The following is a 15,703-nucleotide window of genomic DNA, read 5'->3' as shown; positions in this document are numbered from 1 at the left end:
GGGGCGCTCATTGCCCTTCGGGCGGCCGGGCGGGCAATGCCATGATCAAGCACATCGTGATGTGGAAGCTCAAGGACCCGGCCAAGGCCGCGCTGTTCAAGGAGAAGCTCGACAGTTGCCGCGGCCTGGTGCCGGGCATGCGCCAGTTCGAGGTCGCGGTGCGTGCGCCGGGACTCGAAGCCAACTGCGACGTTGTGCTGTGCTCGGCCTTCGACGACAAGGCCGCGCTGCAGTCCTACCTGGAGCATCCGCAGCACGTCGAAGTGTCCGCGGTGCTGGGCACACTGCGCGAAGCCCGCAGCGTCCTCGACTACGAAACCCCCTGAACCCTCGGAGACACCCATGACCGCACGCAGCATCCAGAAACTGTTCGACCTCAGCGGCAAGACCGCACTCGTCACCGGCGGCTCGCGCGGCCTCGGCCTGCAGATGGCCCATGCGCTCGGAGAGGCCGGCGCCAAGATCATGCTGAGTTCGCGCAAGGCCGATGACCTCGAGCAAGCCGCGGCGGAGCTGCAGTCGGCCGGCATCGACGCCCGCTGGATCGCGGCCGACTGCTCGAAGGAAGAAGACACGCGCCGCCTGGCCGACGAGACCCTGGAACGCCTGGGCGCGGTCGACATCCTGGTCAACAACGCAGGTGCGAGCTGGGGCGCGCCGGCCGAAGACCACCCGGTCGAGGCCTGGGACAAGGTGATGAACCTCAACGTCCGCGGCTACTTCATCCTCGCGCAGCAGATCGCGCGCGGCTACATGATCCCGAAGAAGACTGGCCGCATCATCAACATCGCCTCCATCGCGGGCCTGAACGGCAACCCGCCCGAGATGCAGACCCTGGCCTACAACACCTCGAAGAGCGCCGTGATCGGCTTCACCCACACGCTGGCGGCCGAATGGGGCAAGTACAACATCAACGTCAACGCCATCTGTCCCGGCTTCTTCATGACCAAGATGGCCGCGGGCCTGATCAAGTCGATCGGCGAGGAGAAGATGGCCTCGCATGCGCCGCTGGGCCGCCTCGGCGACGACGAAGACCTGAAGGGCATCACGCTGCTGTACGCGAGCGATGCCGGCAAGCACATCACCGGCCAGTGGCTGGCGATCGACGGCGGCGTGAGCGTGGTGCTCGGAGCTTGAGGTGGACGACATCAACGTCCGCTCCTACACGAGCCAGATCCCGTTTGCGCGGCATCTGGGCTTCGAGCTCACGAAGTTCGAGGGCGGCGAGTCCGAGATCCGCTACACGGCGAAGCCCGAGCATCTCAACACCTTCGACGTGACCCACGGCGGCGCCTGCATGACGCTGCTCGACATCACCATGGCCGCGGCCGCGCGCAGCCAGACGCCGGAGATGGGCGTGGTCACGATCGAGATGAAAACCAGCTTCATGCAACCCTCGGTCGGCCCGCTGCATGCGCGCGGCAAGCTGATCCACCGCACCGCGACGCTGGCCTTCACCGAAGCGAAGATCTACGACGAGCAGGAGCGCGTCTGTGCCCATGCCACCGGCACCTTCAAGTACGTGAAGCGGCGCCTTCCCACCGGCCCCGGCAGCGCCAACGCGATGCGTCCGCCGTCCACAGATTAGGAGACTTTCATGCCCATCAACAGACAACAACTGCTCGACAACCGCCCCGATGGCGAAGCCGTCGCTTCCAATTTCAAGCTCGTGAGCACCGAGACGCCGCCGTTGAAAGACAACGAGGTGCTGGTGCGCCACCACTACATGAGCCTCGACCCCTACATGCGCGGCCGCATGAACGACGCCAAGAGCTACGCGCAGCCGCAGCCGCTGGGCCAGGTGATGCAGGGCGGCACGGCGGGCGAGGTGGTCGAGAGCAAGCACCCCAAGTACGCCGTCGGCGACAAGGTGGTCGGCTTCGGCGGCTGGCAGGAATACAGCGTGGTCGATGCCTCGCAGCCCGGCGCCTTGAGGAAGGTTGACACCGCGTACGTACCACTCTCGTACTACCTCGGCGCGGTCGGCATGCCCGGCGTCACGGCCTGGTACGGCCTGGTGAAGATCATCAACCCGAAGGCCGGCGAGACGATGGTCGTCACGGCCGCCAGCGGCGCGGTCGGCAGTGCCTTCGGCGCGCTGGCCAAGGCGCGCGGCTGCCGCGTGGTCGGCATCGCGGGCGGTGCGGACAAGTGCAAGTACGTGACCGACGAACTGGGCTTCGACGCCTGCATCGACTACCGGCAGCATCCCGACGTCAAGAGCATGAGCACAGCGCTGAAGGAGGCCTGCCCGAAGGGCATCGATGGCTACTTCGAGAACGTCGGCGGCTACATCTTCGACGCGGTGCTGCTGCGCGCCAATGCCTTCGCGCGCGTCGCGCTGTGCGGCATGATCGCCGGCTACGACGGGCAGCCGCTGCCGCTGGCCAATCCGGCGCTGTTCCTCATCAACCGGATGAAGCTCGAAGGCTTCATCGTCAGCGAGCACATGGAAGTCTGGCCCGAGGCGCTGGCCGAACTGGGCCAGCTGGTCGCCACCGGAAAGCTCAGGCCGCGCGAGTCGATCGCGCAGGGCATCGAGTCGGCGCCCGAGGCCTTCCTCGGTTTGCTCAAGGGCAAGAACTTCGGCAAGCAACTGGTGAAACTGATCTAGGCAAAGTGCAAGGAGGCCGGCGATGAACACGACGCACGAGGTCTTCAACCAGCCGGCCCCGCTGGCCGGCTACAACCTGTTCGAATCCAACCGGCCGCTGCGCGATGCGCTGAAGTTCAACGCATCGCAGCTGCAGCTCGCGCCGCTCGCGCATCTGGGCGGCGTGATCGGCTCGGTCGAGATGCAGACCCATGCGCGGCTCGCGAACACGAACCCACCGGTGCTGCACACGCACGACCGCTTCGGCCGGCGCATCGACGAGGTGGAGTTTCATCCGAGCTATCACGCGTTGATGAAGGCGGCGGTGGGTGCCGGCCTGCACGGCACACCGTGGACAGGGGAATCCGCATCCCCGCACGTCCAGCGCGCCGCCGGCTTCATGCTCTTCACCGAGCTCGAGCCCTCGGTGCTGTGCCCGATCTCGATGAGCTACGCCGTGACGCCCGCGCTGCGCGGCAACGCGGCCATCTATGCCGACTGGGGGCCGAAGCTCGCGAGCCTCTGGTACGACCCGGTGCTCAGGTCCGCGCTCGACAAGCCCGGCGTGACCATGGGCATGGGCATGACCGAGAAGCAGGGCGGCTCGGACGTGCGCGCCAACACCACGCGGGCGGTTCGCGTCGCCGGTGATGATTGGGGCGAGCGCTACGAGATCACGGGCCACAAGTGGTTCTTCTCGGCACCGATGTGCGATGCCTTCCTGGTGCTCGCACAGGCGCCGGCCGGTCTGTCGTGCTTCTTCATGCCGCGCGTGCTGCCCGACTGGATGGGCGATGACGTGCGCAACGGCATCGGCATCCAGCGCTTGAAAGACAAGCTCGGCAACAAGGCCAACGCGAGTTCCGAGGTCGAGTTCCATGGCGCGAGCGCCTGGCTGGTCGGCGAAGAAGGCCGCGGCATTCCGCAGATCCTCGAGATGGGCACGATGACGCGGCTCGACTGCGCACTCGGCACCAGCGGCCTGATGCGCCAGGCCTTGAGCCTGGCCCTGCATCACACAGCGCAGCGCCAGGCCTTCGGCAAGCCGCTCATCGAACAGCCGCTGATGAAGAACGTGCTGGCCGACCTCGCGCTCGAAAGCGAAGCAGCGACCGCGCTGGCCATCCGCCTCGCGCGCGCCTTCGATCGCCAGCAGGACGAGCACGAGCGCCTGATGGCGCGCCTGCTGACGCCGGTGGCCAAGTTCTGGATCTGCAAGCGCGGCAGCCACTTCGCGCAGGAGGCGATGGAATGCCTCGGCGGCAACGGCTACGTGGAGGAGGGCGGCGAAGGCGTGATGGCGCGCGTCTACCGTGAGATGCCGCTCAACTCGATCTGGGAAGGCGCCGGCAACATCATGGCGCTCGACCTGCTGCGCGGGCTTCGCAAGGGCGATGCGGTCGCGGCATTGGTGCACGAACTGGCGCCGGCGCGCGGTGTCGATGCGGCGCTCGACAGCCTGGCCGATGCGCTGCCGGCGCGCATCGAGGCCATGGCCACCGAAGCCGAGGCGCGGCGGCTCGCGCAGGACGTGGCGCTCGCGGTGCAGGGCGCGCTGCTCGTGCAGACCGCGCCGCAGGCCGTGGTCGGCGCCTTTTGCGCATCGCGCCTGGGCGGCGACTGGGGCCATGCCTTCGGCACGCTCCGCGCCAGCACCGATTTCGATTCCATCATCGCGCGTGCGCGGCTCCAATGACGCGGACATCCAAAGGACCCTCATGGCAGACCTGATCCTCCACCACTACGCGACCTCGCCCTTTTCCGAAAAGCTGCGCCTGATCCTCGGCTACAAGAAGCTCACATGGAAGTCGGTGATCATTCCGCAGATTCTGCCCAAGCCCGACCTGCTCGCGCTCACGGGCGGCTACCGCAAGACGCCGGTGCTGCAGATCGGCGCCGACATCTACTGCGACACCGCGCTGATCTGCGACGTGCTCGAGCACATCTCGCCGCTGCCGTCGATCTATCCCGAGCCGGGCAAGGGCCTGGAGCGCGTCGTTGCCCAATGGGGCGAGACCTCGCTCTTCTGGGCCTCGATGGCCTACAGCTTCAGCGGCAAGGGCGCGGCCGACCTGTTCGGCAAGGCGCCGCCCGAACTGGCCAAGGCCTTCGGCGAGGACCGCAAGGCCATGAGCGTGAACATGGTGCGGCACCGCCCGGGCGATGCCGCGGCGGCCTACAAGTCCTACCTGCGGCGCATGTCCGACATGCTGGACGACACCGACTACCTGCTCGGCGCCTATCCGACGGTCGCCGATTTCGCCTGCTACCACCCGCTGTGGTTCACGCGCAAGCGCACGCCCTCGATGGCCGGCATCCTGCAGTTCACGCCGGCCGTGGGCGACTGGATGGACCGCATGGCCGCGATCGGCCACGGCACGATGGAGACCTTCGATGCCGCGCAGGCCATTGCGGTCGCGGCCGCTTCGACGCCGCACACCCTCTTGTCCGACAGCACCTTCCAGGACGAGCACGGCATTCCGCTCGGGACCCGCGTCACGGTCGCGGGCGAGAGCTTCGGGCCCGAGCCCACCGAAGGCGAACTCATCGCCGCCACCCGCACCCACTACACGCTGCGCCGCACCGACCCGCGTGCCGGGATCGTGCACGTGCACTTCCCGCGGGTCGGTTATGCGTTGAGAAAAGTCGAAGGCTGACGCTCGCAACGGGCACCTTCGCGACTGCATCGTGCAGGTTTCCGTATTTCAATAGCGTCTCCCTCAAGAGACGAAAAGGACACGGGCAATGATTCAGGATTTCAAGGGCACCACCGCAGTTCTCACCGGCGCCGGTTCCGGCTTCGGCCTCGAGTGCGCGCGCATCGGCGCGGCGCGCGGCATGAGTCTCGTGCTGGTCGACGTGCAGCAGGACGCACTCGACCGCGTGCAGGCCGAGATGGAAGCCGCCGGTGCGCAGGTGCTGGCGCGCAAGGTCGACGTCGCCGATGCGCAGCAGATGGAGCAGCTCGCCAAGGATGTGCAGCAGCGCTTCGGTGCGCCGCACTTCGTCTTCAACAACGCGGGCGTGGGCGCCGGCGGCCTGGTGTGGGAGAACACCGTGGCCGACTGGGAATGGGTGCTCGGCGTCGACCTCTGGGGCGTGATCCACGGCGTGCGCCTGTTCACGCCGATGATGCTGCAAGCCGCCGCCAGGGACCCTTCGTACCGCGGCCACATCGTCAACACCGCCAGCATGGCCGGCCTGCTGGCGCCGCCCAACATGGGTGTCTACAACGCGGCCAAGGCGGCCGTGGTGAGCCTCACCGAAACGCTCTACCAAGACCTGAAGCTCATCACCGACCAGATCGGCGCCAGTCTCCTGTGCCCTTACTTCGTGCCGACCGGCATCACCAGCAGCGAGCGCAACCGGCCCGATGCACTCGCTGCCGGCGAACTCACCAAGAGCCAGCTGATCGGCCAGGCGATGAGCAACAAGGCCGTCAGCAGCGGCAAGGTGACGGCGGCCGAAGTGGCGCAGATGGTGTTCGATGCCATCAGCGCCAACCAGTTCTACGTGTTCAGCCACCCGAAGGCGCTGGGCAACGTGAAGAGCCGCATGGAGAGCATCGTGTCGATCTCGAATCCGGCCGATCCCTTCCTGGAGCGGCCGGAGATCGGCGCCAAGCTGCGCGAACAGCTGCGCGCGGGCTGAGACTCCCCCTTCAACCCTGCGGCGTTTCCTCGATCGCTTCGACGCGGTCGGGATAGAAGGCGAGGTGGTTCTTGATCTGCTCGACGGACGCGTAGGGCTGCTCGTAGGTCCACACGGCGTTCGCCCCTTTCTCACCGGCCGAGGGAATGCTGTAGTAGGCGCAGTCGCCCTTGAAGGGGCAGTAGGTGGCGTGTTCGGTGCGCTCGAGCAGCGACATGTCCACGTCCTTGCGCGGGATGTACTGCACGGCGGGGTAGCTCGCTTCGCGCAGCGTCAAGGCCGCGCGCGTGTCGGCGATCACGCGGCCGGCGGCCTTCACGACCACGCGCGCGGGGTTCGCGGCAATGGTGATCGGATGGTCCGGGCCGGGAATCTTCACGGGTTTTTCCTGCATGTGTCTGTCCTTGGTTGAACGGCGGCGGCCAGGGTATGAGCGATCGGATGACACTTCCGGCCTGTCAAGTGTTCCACTGCTGCTTCTGGAGGCAATCCGGGCGCAGGCCCCGTGGGACAACGATCTAAAAAGTTCCCAGTGCAGTTTTCCACAAGCTTGTCCACGGGCGCGGGGGACATGTCGGGATGCCGAGGAGACCGCGGGATGTTTTCCTACACCTTCTTCCAGGGCATCGGCACAAAGTTGCAGGGACTTGAAACTGGCGTCGAGGCCGGCTTATACTGAACCAACAGGTTCTGTGTTTCATCCCAACCCCAAGGAGATTTCGAATGTCCTATGTCGATGGATACGTCGTTCCCGTTCCCAAAGCAAATATCGAGGCCTATCGCGCGATGGCCACCAAGGCGGGAAAGATCTGGCGCGAGCATGGCGCGCTCGAATACCGCGAATGCGTGGCCGACGATGTGAAGGCCGGTGAAGTCACCTCCTTTCCGCAGGCCGTGAAACTGAAGGACGACGAGACCGTGATCTTTTCGTACATCGTGTTCGAGTCGCGCCAGCACCGCGACGAAGTCAACGCCAAGGTGATGAGCGATCCGCGCCTGGCCGACATGATGGATCCCAAGACCATGCCCTTCGACGGCAAGCGCATGTTCTGGGGCGGCTTCAGCCCGCTGGTCGAACTCTGAGTCCGGCCTGGCCGGCGATCCACTGCCACACCGCGCGGACCGCCGGTTCACGCTCGCGCCCTTCGGCGGCTGTCAGGAAATAGCTGCCGGTAGCGAGTGCGGGCCCGAAGGGCTGCAGCAACGCGCCGCTTCGCAACTCCTCGGCGCAGAGCGTGAGGCTCAGCAAGGCGACGCCATGCCCCGCCAGCGTGGCGAGCAGGGCGTGCGTTTCGTCCGAGAACGAGAGGCCTGAGGCAGCGCGCGTCGTGCGCGATTTGCTCGCAGCGATACCGGCCTCCTCGAACCAGCGCGACCACACGGCCGGTGCGCGCGCCTGCGGCTGCCAGTCGCTGTGGATCAACCGGTGCTTCGGCAGATCCTGCACGCGCTTCAAACCCAGGAGCGGACTGCATACCGGCGCATAGCGCTCGGCCATTAGCTCGGCCGTCACCAGGCCCGGCCAGTCGCCGCTGCCGGAGCGGATCGCGAGGTCGGCATCGCCGCGCGCGAGATCGACCAACAGATCGCTCGCATGCAAGCGCAGCTCGATGCCGGGGCAGGCGGCGCGAAAGGCCGCCATGCGCGGCAGCACCCACTTGGCCGCGAAAGCGGTGTTGGTCGTGAGCGTGACCGTGTCGCTCGCCGAGCGCTCGCGCAGCGCATGCACGCCGGCTTCCAGCACGTCGAAGCCTTCGCGCAGCGCATGGAACAGGCGCAGTCCGGCCGGCGTGAGCGCCAGTTGGCGCGTCAGCCTGCGAAACAGCGGCTGGCCCAGCGTGCTCTCGAGTCCGCGCACCTGGTGGCTGATGGCCGTGGGCGTGACCGAGAGCTCGGCCGCCGCGCGCTGAAAGCTCAGGTGCGCCGCGGCCGCCTCGAAGGCGCGCAGCGAGGACAGGGGCGGCAGCCGGCGGGGTCGCCTCACAGGTGAATTCAGCTCATCCATGCAGGAAGAAATCCTCGTTTGTGCAAGGGGTGGCGCAACCCTAAATTGAATACGCCAATTCATTCATTGCCACGCAGGAAAGACCCTTTCATGACCACGCTTCTGCACATCGATGCCAGCGCTCGGCTCGGCCGCTCCGGCATCGATCCCCATGGTTCCCATACCCGCAGGCTCTCTGCGCGCTTCGTGGCGCGCTGGCATGCGGCGCGGCCTTCGGACCGCATCGACTACCTCGATGTCGGCCAGGCGCCGCCCGCGCATGTCACGGGGCCCTGGATCCACGCTGCGTTCACGCCCGCCACGGCGCGCGAGCCGTGGATGCACGAAGTGCTTGCGGAGAGCGACCGTCTCGTGGACCAGCTCATCGCCGCCGACCTGATCGTGGTCGGCCTGCCGATGTACAACTTCGGCGTCCCGGCGCAGTTCAAGGCCTACATCGACAACATCGTGCGCGTGGGCCGCACCTTCAGCTTCGACCGTGCGCGCGGCGAGGTGCCTTACTGGCCCTTGCTGGCCGATGCAGGCAAGCGCCTGGTGCTGCTGGGCTCGCGCGGCGACTTCGGCTACGGCGAAGGCCAGCGCATCGCGCACCTCAACCACACAGAGGCCAGCGTGCGTTCGGTGTTCGGCTACATCGGCATCCGCGAGGTGCACGAGATCGCCGTCGAGTACGACGAGTTCGGCGGCGAGCGGCTGGCGCAGTCGCTCGGCGAGGCCGATCTCGCGGTCGATCGGCTGGTCGATAAGCTCTCGGCCTCACACCTTCAACTCATGATGGAAAACGCATGACCGCCATTCAGCTCATCAACCCGCCCGGACTCTACGACCCGGCCCCCAACGGCTATTCGCACCTCGCGATCGTCCCGCCCGGAAGCCGGCTCGTGCTCGTTGCAGGGCAGGGCGGCGAAACGGCGGAGGGCAGCTTGCCGCCCGACTACGCATCGCAGGTCCGCCAGGCCCTCGGCAACATGCGCGTGGCGCTCGCTGCGGCCGGCGCCGAGGTCACGCATGTCGCGCGCCTGCTGGTGCTCATCGTCGATCACACCGAAGAGCGGCTTCACGTGTTCGGCGCCGAACTCGACCGTGTCTGGGGCGATGCGCGGAAGCCGGCCTGCACGCTCATTCCGGTGCCGCGGCTGGCGCTCGACGGCATGCTGTTCGAGATCGAGGCGACGGCAGTGGTGCCTGCCTAGGCGGGACGTTCGGCCTCAGCGGTAAGACAGCACCAGCCCGTGCACCAACCGTGTCCAGCCGTCCAGCATCACGAACAGCAGCAGCTTGAAGGGCAGGGAGATGGTGGTCGGCGCGATCATCGACATGCCGAGCGCGAGCAGCACGGTGGCGACGATCAGGTCCACCACCACGAACACCAGGTAGATGATGAAGCCGATCTGGAAGGCCCGCGTCAGCTCGCTGAGCGTAAAGCTGGGCACCAGCACCATGAAGTCGTCGGCCCCGAGCTGCTCGGCCCTGGCCTTGGGCCAGATGTTGGAGGCCGACTTGAGGAAGAACTGCCGCTCGCGCTCGTGCGTGTGCTTCTGCAGGAATTCCTTCACGGGCACCTTGGCTGCATCGATCACCGCCATGATGTCGCCCATGCTTTCGCCCTTGACGCCGAAGCTGCGGTTGCGCAGCGCGTCGCCGATGTCCATGCCGACCGGCGCCATGATGTAGACCGACAGGATGATCGCAATGCCATTGAGCACCATGTTGGGCGGTGTCTGCTGCAGGCCGAGCGCGGTGCGCAGCAGGCCGAAGACGATGACCAGTTTGGTGTAGCTCGTCACCATCAGCGCCGCGAAGGTCGCGAGGCCGAACGCGACCATCACCGCGACGAGTGTGAGAGGCTCCGGTATTCCGCCTTGCATCGTCAGGGCCTTAGACTTCGCCGGGCGCGAACTCCGACACGCGCACGCCCAGGCGGTCGCCCACGGCAACCAGGTAGCCCTTGCCAAGCACGTTGCCGTGCGCAAGGATGCGCACCGGGCTGCGGTTCAGCGGTTGGGCCAGGTCGAAGATGTGCCCGGCGCGAATGCTCTTCAGTTCGCCGAGCGACAGCGACAGGTCGCCGACCTCGAAGCGCAGCGTCACCTCCAGCGCATCGAGCCGGTCGATCGGCAGGTTGACGTTGTCTGCGGTGTTCGCAGGATCGGCGGGCATATCTGGCTTCATGGCGCTGTTTCTCGATTGCTGAACGGTGATGCGCGAGCCTTCGGCCAGGGCGGAGAGGTGCAGCCCCGCGGGGCCTCCCAGCTCGGCGGTGACGACGATCGCGGCACCCGAAGAACTCCATTGCTCGATGCCGACGATGTCGCCGGGGCGAATGCTGCTGATCTCGCGAAGCTGTATCGGCGTGCTGCCGAGACTGAAGCTCACGGGCAGGTGCAAGGCGTCGAAGGCATCGCCGGTGCGCGCGGCATGCCGGAGTCCGGTGGCCGCAGGTACGAGCGCGTCGAGCGTGGCGGCGTCGTCGAACTGCACGAAGCCGCGCAGCATCGCGCCGCCGTCCGACGGCGTGGCGACGAAGAAGGCCGCGCGCTCCGGGTCGCAATGCAGGAGCGGCTGCTCGCGCGTTTCCCGCGCGTCGCGCGCCTCGGCCTCCGATGGCTGCCATTCGAAGTGCAGGCGCAGTGCCTTCTCGAGCGCGTCAACCACCGGATGCAGTGCATCGGCCAGCAGGATGTAGCGCAGGTCGCGCGGCAGCAGGTCGATGCGGCGTTCGCCAAGCAGCACTTGCATGCTCGGCGCATCCATCGCCAGATGCCCGACATGCGCGCCGAGCCGGAAGCTGTAGCGATCGCGCGTCATGTGGCCGACGGCCGCATCGTGTTGCCACGCGAGCCGGTAGTTCACGCCCCTGGCCGCCACGCCGTGCTGCGGCGCTGCCGCGTAGAGACGGTTGAGCGCACGCACATTCGCTGCATCGGCGCGAGGCAGGGTGCGGGCCTCGCCGAGTTCCGTCACCGCTTCAGCAGGCCCGGTCGGCATGCATGCTTTCGTTCGAACAACTGCTGCGTCTTGTCACTGTCCATGGGCCTCGAAGCAATGCGTACACCTCTCGCATCGGGACGGGCAGCTTAGCGAAACGAAGGTATCGCAGGTAGTACGCAAATGCGTAGTGCCGTGCACGCGACAAGTTCTGCATGCCTACGAGAACTCGTGGTTGCTGTGAACAGATGGCGGCGCTTAGAGTGCGCCGCAGCGTGACTTTTTTCACGTTCGCTGCCAGCTTGATGCTAAGCACATCGGCCTACTACGTCTCCAAGAAACCTTAAAGCAAGGACGCAATGGCGAGCCCCTCGCGATCTCTACAGCAGTACCGTGGCGGCGTTCGCGACCTGTTGAGCAACGCCGGCCGCTACAACGATCTGCTGCTCGCGGGCCTGCTCGTGGTGGTGGTCGCGCTGTTCGTGCTGCCGCTGCCGACGCCGCTGCTGGACCTGCTGATCGCAAGCAACCTGGCCATCAGCCTGGTGCTTTTGATCATCGCGATGTATGTGCCCTCGGCGCTGTCGCTGTCGACTTTTCCGTCGCTGCTGCTGTTCACCACGCTGTTTCGCCTCGCGCTCAACATCGCTTCCACCAAGCTGATCCTGCTGCAGGCCAATGCCGGCCACATCATCGACACCTTCGGTAAGCTGATCGTCGGCAACAACGTGGTGGTCGGCGGCGTGGTTTTCCTGATCATCGCGATCGTCCAGTTCATCGTCATCGCCAAGGGCTCGGAGCGTGTGGCCGAAGTGGCGGCACGGTTCGCGCTCGATGCGATGCCGGGCAAGCAGATGAGCATCGACGCCGACGTGCGCGCAGGCGTGCTGTCCTCCGCCAAGGCGCAGAAGCGCCGCCAGCTGCTGGAGCAGGAATGCCAGCTGCACGGCGCGATGGACGGTGCGATGAAGTTCGTCAAGGGCGATGCCATCGCCAGCATCGTGATCGCGCTGGTCAACATCCTCGCAGGCATTGCCATCGGCACGCTGATGCACGACATGACGCTGGGCGGTGCGCTGCAGCGCTACGCCATCCTGACTGTGGGCGACGGCATGGTGTCGCAGATTCCGTCGCTCCTGGTGTCGATCGCGGCCGGCATCGTGATCACGCGCGTGAGCACCGGCGACCGCCGCGACTCGCAGCTCGCGCAGCAGATCGGCGATCAGTTGATGGCCCATCCGCGCGCGCTCATCATCGCCGGCCTCGCGGTGGCGAGTTTTCTCGTCGTGCCCGGTTTTCCGAAGTGGGTGTTCGGCCTGCTGGCCGCCATCCTGCTCGGCCTGGGCTTCGCGATGCGCATGCTGCGCCAGCAGCGCAACACACCGGGCTGGATCTCGCACGGCGACGGGGTGGCCGCCGAAGAAACCGACACCGACCACGCCATCGCCGCGCCGCTGGCTGTGCGCCTGTCGGCCGGTTTGCGCGCCGCGGTCGATCGCTATGTGCTCGACCAGCACTTGTCGGCAGTCAAGACTTCGGTCGAATCCGACCTCGGGCCGATCTTTCCGCGGCTCCAGCTGAACTATGCGGGCGGCATGGCCGACAACGAGTACCAGGTGCTGGTGCACGACGTCGCGGTGGCACGGGGCATGCTCAAACCCGGCTGGCTGCTGCTCGATCCGGCGCAGGCCGTCGCGACGCCGCCGGGCGCGGAAGTCGCCGAACCCTTCGGCCCCTTCGCGCGGGTGGTGTGGGTGCCCAACGCGGACCCCGGCATGACGACGTGGACCGGCGCGGAAGTCGTTGCCCAGCACGTGGACCACACCGTGCGCCGCCACGTGAAGGATCTGATCGGCCTGCAGGAGGTGCAGCGCCTGCTGCATTCGGTGCAGCGCGATGCGCCCGAGCTGGCGGCCGAGGTGCTGCGCGTGGCCTCGGCCCAGCGCATCGCCGAGGTGCTGCGCCGGCTGCTGCAGGAAGGCATTCCGATCCGCAACCTGCATGCCATCTTCGAGAGCCTGACGATGTGGGCCGCGAAAGAGCAGGACGGCATCGCGTTGACCGAGCTGGTGCGCATCCACCTCGGGCGCTACATCACCAGCCGCTACGTCGGCGCGAACCGCCAGCTCGAGGCGATCCTGTTCGAGTCCAGCCTGCTGGACCGGGTGCAGAACGCCATCGAGCGCTCGCCGCGCGGCAACCTGCTGCTGCTGAGCCCGGCCGTCACGCAGGACATCCGCGAACAGCTGCGCCGCATCCTCGGCTCGACGGCCAACCGCGTGGTGGCGATCGCGTCGTCCGACGTGCGGCGCTACGTCAAGAACCTGATCGAGCCGGTGGCGCCGCAGCTGGCGGTGCTGTCCTATCAGGAGATCGACGACGACGTGGCCCTGCAGCCGGTGGGCTGGATCACCAATCCCCAAGCGCATTGATGAACGACAACAACGACCTCATTTCCGAGGGAACCGAAACGAGCCATGACACCGCAGAACATTCTGGACATCACGCGCGAGGGCCTGCTGCTCGTGCTGTGGATCTCGCTGCCGGTGGTGGTGGTGTCCACGCTGTCGTCGCTCGTCGTGGCGGTGCTGCAGGCGGTGACGCAGGTGCAGGACCAGAGCATCGGCCAGTCGGTGCGCCTGATCGCGGTGATGGTGGCGATCATCGTCACGGCCGGCTGGCTGGGCCGCGACGTGATGCGCTTCGCCGAGCGTGCCTTCCTGTCGCTGACCACGCTGTCGTGACCGCCGCGATGATGATCGTCACGCGCCTTCATCTCGTCCGCCGGCGGGCCTTCATGCTGCTCGGCTGCGCGGTGCTGATGCTGCTTCTCGTGCAGCACACCATGGCTGCCGAGCTCCGCTGGCAGAACAGGCCCTTCCAGATCATCGCCAACGAGAAGCCGTTGAACGACTTCCTGCGCGAGCTGGCGTCGTCGCAGGGGATCACGGCGGTGATCGATCCCAAGGTCGGCGGCGTCATCAGCGGCAAGTTCGACGGGCCGGCGAAGAACATCCTCAACAGCGTCTGTTCGGTCAACGGGCTCACCTGGTACTTCGACGGCGCCTTCCTCTTCGTCGACCTGGCCGCCGATGCGAAGAGCGAGGTGCTGCCGATCGCGGCCGAGAACGCCGGGCGCATCGCCGAGACGCTGGTGCGCCTGCACATCTCCGACGAGCGCTACCCGCTCAGCATCAGCGAGCGCGACGCGAGCGTCTACGTGACCGGCCCGCGACGCTACGTCGAAATGGTGCGCCAGGCCGTGAAGCTCGCGGACCAGAAGAGCGCGATGGCCGAGGGCGCCGAGATCCGGCTGTTCCCGCTCAAGTACGCCTGGGCTTCCGACTTCCGGATCAACCGCTCGGGCAAGGAGACCGTGATCCCCGGCGTGGCCAACGTGCTGCGCAGCCTCTACGGCCGCGCCGGCAATCAGTCCTCGGGCGGCGGCTCGGGTGGCCGGGGAACCATCGGGCCCCTCTCGGTCGGGCCGAACCGGCAGATCAAGCTGCGCAGCGGCGAGACCATCAATGCCCCGAAGATCGATATCGCGGGCGCAGGCGCTGGCCCCGGCGGTGACGCGAGCGCTCTCGGCGGCATGGCCAGCCTCGCCGGCAACGAATTGCCGCAGTTCCAGGCCGACACGCGCATGAACGCGGTGCTGGTGCGCGACATGCCCGACAAGATGGCGCAGTACGCGCGGCTGATCGAATCGATGGACACGCGCCCGCGGCTGGTCGAGATCGAGGTGACCATCATGGACATCAGCTCCGACACGCTCAGCAGCCTGGGCATCGACTGGCGCCTGCACGGCCGGCACGCCGACTTGCAGACTGGCCGCGGTGACCGCGGCCCGCTGACCTGGAGCGGCGCGAGCAGCGAGGCCGGCCAGATCGGCAGCGTCGACGCCTCGGGCAATCCGCTCACGCCGCTGGGCGGCATGTTCACCGCCGCCATCGGCAACAGCGCGCGCAATTACCTGCTGGCCCGCGTGACCGCGCTGGCCACCAACGGCAGCGCCAATTTCGTGGCGCGCCCGAAGGTGATGACGCTGGACAACACCGAGGCCGTGCTGGAGAACCTGAGCGAGTTCTACGTGCGCGTGGACGGTTTCCAGGACGCGGGCCTGTTCAGCATCACCGCCGGCACCGCCGTGCGCGTGACGCCGCTGATCATCGACGAGAAGGCCGGACGCGGCGTGATGATGTCGATCGACATCGTCGACGGCGACCTGAGTCCGCAGTCCGTCGACAGGATCCCGATCGTGCGCCGCCGCACCGTCAACACGCAGGCGCTGGTCGACGAGGGCGCGAGCCTGCTGATCGCCGGCTACTCGTCGGAAGAGAAGAGCAATGCCGTCACGGGTGTTCCGCTGCTGAAGGACATCCCGGGCGTCGGCGGTCTCTTCCGGTACACCGACAAGAAGCAGGCCAACATGGAGCGCTTCTACCTGCTGACGCCGCGCCTGGTCACGCCGGGCTCCACGGCCTCGGTGCCGATGCTGCCCTTGCCCGAGCCGGGAGGTTGAG

General features: G+C 66.8%; 17 protein-coding genes. 13 read left to right on the top strand and 4 right to left on the bottom strand.

All coding sequences use genetic code 11. The features are described 5' to 3' along the window. Positions 1 to 41: 41 nt before the first annotated feature. The 7 genes from ACSQ9I_RS15620 to ACSQ9I_RS15590 all read left to right on the top strand — a co-directional run bounded on the left by ACSQ9I_RS15620 (position 42) and on the right by ACSQ9I_RS15590 (position 6,244). Positions 42 to 326, top strand: coding sequence for a Dabb family protein (locus ACSQ9I_RS15620; protein WP_436304146.1), 285 nt, complete (start codon positions 42 to 44; stop codon positions 324 to 326). 16 nt (positions 327 to 342) lie between these two features. Next, on the top strand, positions 343 to 1,137 hold the full coding sequence (locus ACSQ9I_RS15615; RefSeq protein ID WP_436313709.1) for an SDR family oxidoreductase: 795 nt from the start codon (positions 343 to 345) through the stop codon (positions 1,135 to 1,137). 1 nt (position 1,138) lies between these two features. Beyond that, complete coding sequence (locus ACSQ9I_RS15610; protein ID WP_093108730.1) at positions 1,139 to 1,588, top strand: PaaI family thioesterase; 450 nt, start codon at positions 1,139 to 1,141, stop codon at positions 1,586 to 1,588. Between the two features lie 9 nt (positions 1,589 to 1,597). Continuing rightward, on the top strand, positions 1,598 to 2,614 hold the full coding sequence (locus ACSQ9I_RS15605; RefSeq protein WP_436304145.1) for an NADP-dependent oxidoreductase: 1,017 nt from the start codon (positions 1,598 to 1,600) through the stop codon (positions 2,612 to 2,614). Positions 2,615 to 2,636: 22 nt separating this feature from the next. Continuing rightward, entirely contained in the window at positions 2,637 to 4,289 is a 1,653-nt protein-coding gene (locus ACSQ9I_RS15600; protein WP_436313708.1) for an isovaleryl-CoA dehydrogenase, read from the top strand. Between the two features lie 22 nt (positions 4,290 to 4,311). Next, positions 4,312 to 5,250, top strand: a complete 939-nt coding sequence (locus ACSQ9I_RS15595) for a glutathione S-transferase family protein (protein ID WP_436313707.1) — start codon at positions 4,312 to 4,314, stop codon at positions 5,248 to 5,250. 88 nt (positions 5,251 to 5,338) lie between these two features. Continuing rightward, the gene (locus ACSQ9I_RS15590) at positions 5,339 to 6,244 is read left to right on the top strand and encodes an SDR family oxidoreductase (protein ID WP_093108726.1); all 906 of its coding nucleotides are present in this window, start codon (positions 5,339 to 5,341) and stop codon (positions 6,242 to 6,244) included. A 10-nt stretch (positions 6,245 to 6,254) separates the two neighbouring features. On the opposite strand, the gene ACSQ9I_RS15585 is transcribed toward ACSQ9I_RS15590, so the two are convergent. After that, positions 6,255 to 6,638, bottom strand: coding sequence for a DUF427 domain-containing protein (locus tag ACSQ9I_RS15585; RefSeq protein ID WP_436313706.1), 384 nt, complete (start codon positions 6,636 to 6,638; stop codon positions 6,255 to 6,257). Between the two features lie 329 nt (positions 6,639 to 6,967). Between ACSQ9I_RS15585 and ACSQ9I_RS15580 the strand changes: the two genes are divergently transcribed. Beyond that, entirely contained in the window at positions 6,968 to 7,327 is a 360-nt protein-coding gene (locus ACSQ9I_RS15580; protein ID WP_436313705.1) for a DUF1428 domain-containing protein, read from the top strand. On the opposite strand, the gene ACSQ9I_RS15575 is transcribed toward ACSQ9I_RS15580, so the two are convergent. Further along, positions 7,305 to 8,249: a LysR substrate-binding domain-containing protein gene (locus tag ACSQ9I_RS15575; protein ID WP_436313704.1), complete on the bottom strand. Its 945-nt coding sequence runs from the start codon at positions 8,247 to 8,249 to the stop codon at positions 7,305 to 7,307. The genes ACSQ9I_RS15580 and ACSQ9I_RS15575 overlap by 23 nt on opposite strands. Before the next feature lie 90 nt (positions 8,250 to 8,339). On the opposite strand from ACSQ9I_RS15575, the gene ACSQ9I_RS15570 reads away from it, so the two are divergent. Together ACSQ9I_RS15570 and ACSQ9I_RS15565 are read left to right on the top strand one after the other, a co-directional pair. Continuing rightward, the gene (locus ACSQ9I_RS15570) at positions 8,340 to 9,038 is read left to right on the top strand and encodes an FMN-dependent NADH-azoreductase (protein ID WP_436313703.1); all 699 of its coding nucleotides are present in this window, start codon (positions 8,340 to 8,342) and stop codon (positions 9,036 to 9,038) included. Continuing rightward, a complete protein-coding gene (locus tag ACSQ9I_RS15565; protein WP_436313702.1) occupies positions 9,035 to 9,442 on the top strand; it encodes a RidA family protein in 408 nt (135 codons plus the stop codon). The genes ACSQ9I_RS15570 and ACSQ9I_RS15565 overlap by 4 nt, the downstream gene beginning before the upstream one ends. A 15-nt stretch (positions 9,443 to 9,457) precedes the next feature. On the opposite strand, the gene sctR is transcribed toward ACSQ9I_RS15565, so the two are convergent. Then, positions 9,458 to 10,117, bottom strand: coding sequence for a type III secretion system export apparatus subunit SctR (gene sctR / locus ACSQ9I_RS15560; protein ID WP_436304138.1), 660 nt, complete (start codon positions 10,115 to 10,117; stop codon positions 9,458 to 9,460). 10 nt (positions 10,118 to 10,127) lie between these two features. Next, positions 10,128 to 11,237 carry a type III secretion system cytoplasmic ring protein SctQ gene (sctQ, locus tag ACSQ9I_RS15555; RefSeq protein WP_436313701.1) on the bottom strand — a complete coding sequence of 370 codons (1,110 nt, stop codon included), beginning with the start codon at positions 11,235 to 11,237 and terminating at the stop codon, positions 10,128 to 10,130. 299 nt (positions 11,238 to 11,536) lie between these two features. On the opposite strand from sctQ, the gene sctV reads away from it, so the two are divergent. The 3 genes from sctV to sctC are packed head-to-tail and all read left to right on the top strand — an operon-like array spanning position 11,537 to position 15,702. After that, entirely contained in the window at positions 11,537 to 13,609 is a 2,073-nt protein-coding gene (gene sctV / locus ACSQ9I_RS15550; protein ID WP_436313700.1) for a type III secretion system export apparatus subunit SctV, read from the top strand. A 45-nt stretch (positions 13,610 to 13,654) separates the two neighbouring features. After that, complete coding sequence (gene sctS, locus ACSQ9I_RS15545) at positions 13,655 to 13,921, top strand: type III secretion system export apparatus subunit SctS (protein WP_436304135.1); 267 nt, start codon at positions 13,655 to 13,657, stop codon at positions 13,919 to 13,921. Continuing rightward, positions 13,918 to 15,702, top strand: coding sequence for a type III secretion system outer membrane ring subunit SctC (gene sctC / locus ACSQ9I_RS15540; RefSeq protein WP_436313699.1), 1,785 nt, complete (start codon positions 13,918 to 13,920; stop codon positions 15,700 to 15,702). Before sctS ends, sctC begins: the two co-directional genes overlap by 4 nt. The last annotated feature ends 1 nt before the right edge of the window (position 15,703 follow it).

Source organism: Variovorax sp. LjRoot84 (genome assembly GCF_964254305.1).
GTDB lineage: Bacteria > Pseudomonadota > Gammaproteobacteria > Burkholderiales > Burkholderiaceae_C > Variovorax.
This window is presented reverse-complemented; position numbering and strand designations above follow the sequence as displayed.